This is a genomic window from Aeromonas sp. ZOR0002, assembly GCF_963866995.1.
In the GTDB taxonomy this organism is placed as follows: Bacteria; Pseudomonadota; Gammaproteobacteria; order Enterobacterales; family Aeromonadaceae; genus Aeromonas; species Aeromonas caviae.
This window is the reverse complement of record NZ_CAWMFQ010000120.1, coordinates 8,946-13,324: the sequence shown is the minus strand read 5'-3', so window position 1 is coordinate 13,324 and position 4,379 is coordinate 8,946. Positions and strand designations below refer to the sequence as shown.

At 61.4% G+C, this 4,379-nt stretch carries 6 protein-coding genes; 2 read left to right on the top strand and 4 right to left on the bottom strand.

All coding sequences use genetic code 11. From position 1 onward, the window contains the following. The coding region (locus AACR77_RS06830; RefSeq protein WP_156133353.1) for a chromosome segregation SMC family protein at positions 1 to 862 on the bottom strand (862 nt) is incomplete at its 3' end. A 110-nt stretch (positions 863 to 972) separates the two neighbouring features. Between AACR77_RS06830 and cysZ the strand changes: the two genes are divergently transcribed. Then, positions 973 to 1,737: a sulfate transporter CysZ gene (gene cysZ, locus AACR77_RS06825; RefSeq protein ID WP_010673447.1), complete on the top strand. Its 765-nt coding sequence runs from the start codon at positions 973 to 975 to the stop codon at positions 1,735 to 1,737. Positions 1,738 to 1,871: 134 nt separating this feature from the next. Further along, positions 1,872 to 2,486 carry a trimeric intracellular cation channel family protein gene (locus AACR77_RS06820; protein WP_010673446.1) on the top strand — a complete coding sequence of 205 codons (615 nt, stop codon included), beginning with the start codon at positions 1,872 to 1,874 and terminating at the stop codon, positions 2,484 to 2,486. Between the two features lie 94 nt (positions 2,487 to 2,580). Here the strand turns inward: AACR77_RS06820 and AACR77_RS06815 are convergent, their stop codons facing one another. The 3 genes from AACR77_RS06815 to AACR77_RS06805 form a co-directional block, all read right to left on the bottom strand. Then, a complete protein-coding gene (locus tag AACR77_RS06815; protein WP_010673445.1) occupies positions 2,581 to 2,832 on the bottom strand; it encodes a hypothetical protein in 252 nt (83 codons plus the stop codon). A gap of 103 nt (positions 2,833 to 2,935) precedes the next feature. Then, complete coding sequence (locus AACR77_RS06810) at positions 2,936 to 3,481, bottom strand: DUF882 domain-containing protein (protein WP_010673444.1); 546 nt, start codon at positions 3,479 to 3,481, stop codon at positions 2,936 to 2,938. A gap of 148 nt (positions 3,482 to 3,629) precedes the next feature. After that, on the bottom strand, positions 3,630 to 4,379 hold a 750-nt coding region (locus AACR77_RS06805), incomplete at its 5' end, for a L,D-transpeptidase family protein (protein ID WP_042880536.1).

The window sequence follows — 4,379 nt, the reverse complement described above, 5'->3', positions numbered from 1 at the left end:
TCGCCTGCTCGGCCTGCGCCTCCTGGCGGGCCACCGACAGGGTGACGTGGCGCCCCTCGTCGGCGGTGCGCTTGGCATCGAGTGCCGCCAGCGCCTGCTCGGTCTGGGCCAGTTCGGTCTTGGCCTCGCCAAGACGCGTCTCCAGCGCCCACAGTTCCGAACCGATCAGCTCGGCGCGGGCCGCGCGACTGCGACTCTTGAGCTGCTTGTAGCGCTCGGCGGTTTCGGCCTGGGCCTTGAGATGTTCGAGGCGCGAGCCCAGTTCGCCACGGATGTCGCCAAGGCGTTCCAGGTTCTCCTGGGTATGGCGGATACGCTGCTCGGTCTCGCGGCGCCGCTCCTTGTAGCGGGAGACCCCGGCGGCCTCTTCCATGAACAGCTTGAGATCGGCGGGGCGGGACTCCACCAGCCGGCTGACGGTGCCCTGTTCGATGATGGCGTAACTGCGGGGCCCAAGGCCGGTGCCGAGGAAGAGGTCGGTCACGTCCTTGCGGCGGCACTTCTGGCCGTTGATCTGGTAGTGATTGGAGCCGTCGCGCAGCACTTCGCGGCGCACCGAGATCTCGGTAAAGCGGCCGAACTCGCCGGGTACCCGGTTGTGGGGATTGTCGAACACCAGCTCCACCGAGGCGCGGCCATGGGCGCTGCGGTTGATGGAGCCGTTGAAGATGACGTCGGTCATGTTCTCGCCGCGCAGATGGCGGGCGGAGCTCTCCCCCAGCACCCAGCGCACGGCGTCGATGACGTTGGATTTGCCGCAGCCGTTGGGGCCCACCACGGCGGTCATGTCGGCGTTGAGTTCGATGCGGGTCGGCTCGACAAACGACTTGAAACCGGCGAGTTTGATCAATTTCAGACGCATGGCGGCCTATGTGGGTAACGAAATAAAGAGGAGGCGGGCAGGCGACTTTACCAAATCAAAGGCTTGTTTGTAATATGCTGGCACTTTCCCCATTCACTGATGGAGCTCACATGAGCCAATCACCCCACATGGTCAAAGATTCGGTCAGCGGTGCAGACTACTTCCTGCGCGGCTTCTCGCTCATCCGCCAGCCCGGCATCCGCACCTTCGTGCTGATCCCCCTGCTGGTCAACTTCGTGCTCTTTGCCGGTGCCTTCTACGCCCTGTTGCTACAACTGGACGGCCTTTTCGCCTGGCTGCACCAGCAGATCCCGAGCTGGCTCTCCTGGCTTGATTACCTGCTCTGGCCCATCGCCCTCATCACCATACTGGTGGTCTTCTCCTTCATCTTCAGCTCGGTGGCCAACTGGATAGCTGCCCCTTTCAACGGCCTGCTGGCAGAGAAGGTGGAACAGATCCTCACCGGTGAAGCCATGAATGACACCGGCATGCTGGATGTGGTGAAAGATGTGCCCCGTACCTTCGGCCGCGAATGGACCAAGCTGAAATACTATCTGCCCAAGGCCATCGGCTGCCTGATCCTCTTCCTGATCCCGGTAGTGGGCCAGACCCTGGCACCCGTGCTCTGGTTCCTGCTCAGCGCCTGGATGATGGCGATCCAGTATGTCGATTATCCGTTCGACAACCACAAGATCGGCTTCATCACCATGCGCGACGCCCTCAAGCAGCGTCGTGGAAAGTGCCTGAGCTTCGGCGCCCTGGTGACCCTCTTCTCCGCCATCCCGGTGGTGAATCTCTTCGTGATGCCGGTGGCCATCTGTGGCGCCACCGCCATGTGGGTGGACCAATACCGCAGCGAGCAACTTGGACGCTGAACCGCGTCATCATGATCAAAAGAGGGGGCGAAAGCCCCCTTTTCATTACTTAATCTAATGCATAACCAAGATAGCTTGTCGCCCCAGCGCAGGGTTGTTAGGATGCAGGCCTTTCTCGCACCCTGGGATATCTCATGTTACATGCACTCTTCTTGCTCGGCCTGGTGGCCGAAGGGATGACTGGCGCGCTGGCAGCGGGTCGGCGACGGATGGATCTGTTTGGCGTCGTGATCATCGCCTCGGCGACGGCCATCGGTGGCGGTACCATTCGGGATGTGCTGCTGGGCCACTATCCCCTGCTCTGGGTCGAGCACCCCGAATACGTGCTGCTGGTGGCGGGCGCCGCCATGGCCGGGGTCATCTCGGCACCGCTGATGCGCTACCTTGGCAAGCTGTTCCTGGCGCTCGATGCCCTGGGGCTCGTGGTCTTCTCCATCTTCGGGGCTGCCCGGGCGCTCGAGATGGGCCACGGGGCCGGCATCGCATGCATCATGGCCGTGGTGACCGGCGTGTTCGGGGGGGTGCTGCGGGACTTGCTGTGCCAGCGTATCCCGCTGGTGTTCAAGCGCGAGCTCTATGCCGCCGTCTCGCTGATCACCGCCGCACTCTACTGCTTTGCGCTGCACCATGGGCTGCCCAACGACTGGGCCGCTTTCGGTGCCATCGGCATCGGCTTCGTGCTGCGCCTCCTGGCGGTACGCTTCAAGTGGGGACTGCCCACCTTCAACTATCAGTACGCCACCCATTGAACACGCCAGTTCCTGGCCATATCGCACGGATAACGAGCAACAAAAAAGCGCCATACGGCGCTTTTTTGTTGGGCATCGGCAAGAGAGGAAAGGGTCAGTTGATCCCTTCCGAGCTGAAGAAGGTCGCCTTGTCGGCGATGAAACGCACCTTGATATTCTTGCCTTCCCCTCCCCAGACACAGCTCGTGGTGCCGAGAGCATCGTCGCAACGCTCGGCCTTGCCGAGGATGGCACTCGCTTCGGCATAGCTCATCCCGACTTTCAGCTTGTCGTAGCTCTCGCGGTTGAGCTTGCCGCAACCAGTCAACAACAGGGCGATGAGCCCCCCGATCACAATCTGCTTCATCTTTCTCTCCTCTGGCTGGAGTCCAGAGCCTAGCAGCTTGGTTCCCCTCAATGCCAGCGGCAAAAAGACACAATCGGCACTCAACCCTTGAGGAAATCCCGACTCACCAGCTGCGAACGGGGCCTGTGTCCAGGTGCACGAAGTTGTCGGAAGGGTAATAACCCACACCGCCCACCTTGAGGTTCAGGGCGGCCTTGCGCAGGTGCGCCAGCTGCACGCCGGGGATGCGCACGTCAACCGCCTGCCCCAGGGTGTGGTAGCTGTGCTTGGCGACGCCGCGACTCTTGCGCCGCTTCTGCTGATTGGTGGCCGGGGAGCGATAACCCGAGATGAGCTGGATTTCGCCGTGGCGTCCCAGCTTGTGTTGCAGCAGAAAGAGCTGATCGAACAGCTTTCTGTCGATGTTGAACACTTCGTTGCGACGGTAGTCACGGAAAATATGGTTGAGCTCCGCCAGCCCGTCGCTCAGATAGTGGCCATCTTCCCAATAACTGGCGCGTACCCGCTCGCCGGTATTGAGGTTGAAGAAACTCAGTTCCCGTCCCGAAGTGCTGCGGCTCGCCAGCGCAGGGAACGACAGCAGGCTGGTCCCCATCAGGCAACCCGCCCCCAGCAGCAGACGGCGTCGGCTTATCCCTTGTCCCAGCATCCGTTGTCCGTCCATCTCATGGTGAAGTCACACAGGTGAATGAATTTGATACAAGGGCCGAAACTACCTGCCAGAAAAAGCGCTGTCAAACCCCATTCACCCATGAAAAAGCCCGGCACGGGCCGGGCTTTTCACTCTGTGGCGAGGATCACAGCAAGCGGCTTTGATAGCTGACTCTGTCGAATCCGTAGATATCGTTGCGCAGTTGCTGACGTCCCTCTTCATCAATCCAGCTGCTCCAGTAGACGGTAAACACCGGGATAGGGTTGCTCAGGGGCAGCCACTTGGTCTGGGTCTCTTTCAGGATGCTGGCCACCTTGTCCGGCTGATAGCGGGAGTCCGCCAGCAGCAACTCTGCCAGATCGTCGGCGTGTTCCACCCGGATGCAACCCGAGCTAAAGGCACGGGCCCCCTGCTCGAACAGCGCCTTGCGCGGGGTGGAGTGGAGATAGATGGCATCGTTGTTGGGCAGATAGAACTTGTAGCGACCCAGGGCATTGTGATCCCCCGGCTTTTGCCGCAACCGGTAAGGGAAACCCGAGGCCAGCGCATGGTGCCAGCCATCTTCGCTGAACTGCACCGGATTGCCCTCGCCGTCGATCACCTCGAACTGTTCGCGATCCAGGTAGGCAGGATCGCGCCCGAGCTTGGGCAGAATGTCCTTGCTCAGGATGGAGCGCGGCACGTGCCAGGCCGGGTTCAGCACGATGGAGCGGATCTCGCTGGCGAGGATGGGGGTTGCCCGCTGCTCCTTGCCGACGATGACTCGACTGGTGAAGACCTCGCTGCCAGACTCCACCACGCTCAGGCGGTAGTCCGGAATGTTGACCAGCACATAGCGACCGGCAAGGTGATCCACCAGATCACGGCGCCACAGGTTGCGTACCAGCAGGCTGGC

What these genes read in the sequence shown, in the direction of transcription:
- cysZ (WP_010673447.1), top strand. Translation starts at nt 973, where the DNA reads ATGAGCCAATCACCCCACATGGTCAAAGATTCGGTCAGCGGTGCAGAC.
- AACR77_RS06820 (WP_010673446.1), top strand. Translation starts at nt 1,872, where the DNA reads ATGTTACATGCACTCTTCTTGCTCGGCCTGGTGGCCGAAGGGATGACT.
- AACR77_RS06815 (WP_010673445.1), bottom strand. Translation starts at nt 2,832, where the DNA reads ATGAAGCAGATTGTGATCGGGGGGCTCATCGCCCTGTTGTTGACTGGT.
- AACR77_RS06810 (WP_010673444.1), bottom strand. Translation starts at nt 3,481, where the DNA reads ATGCTGGGACAAGGGATAAGCCGACGCCGTCTGCTGCTGGGGGCGGGT.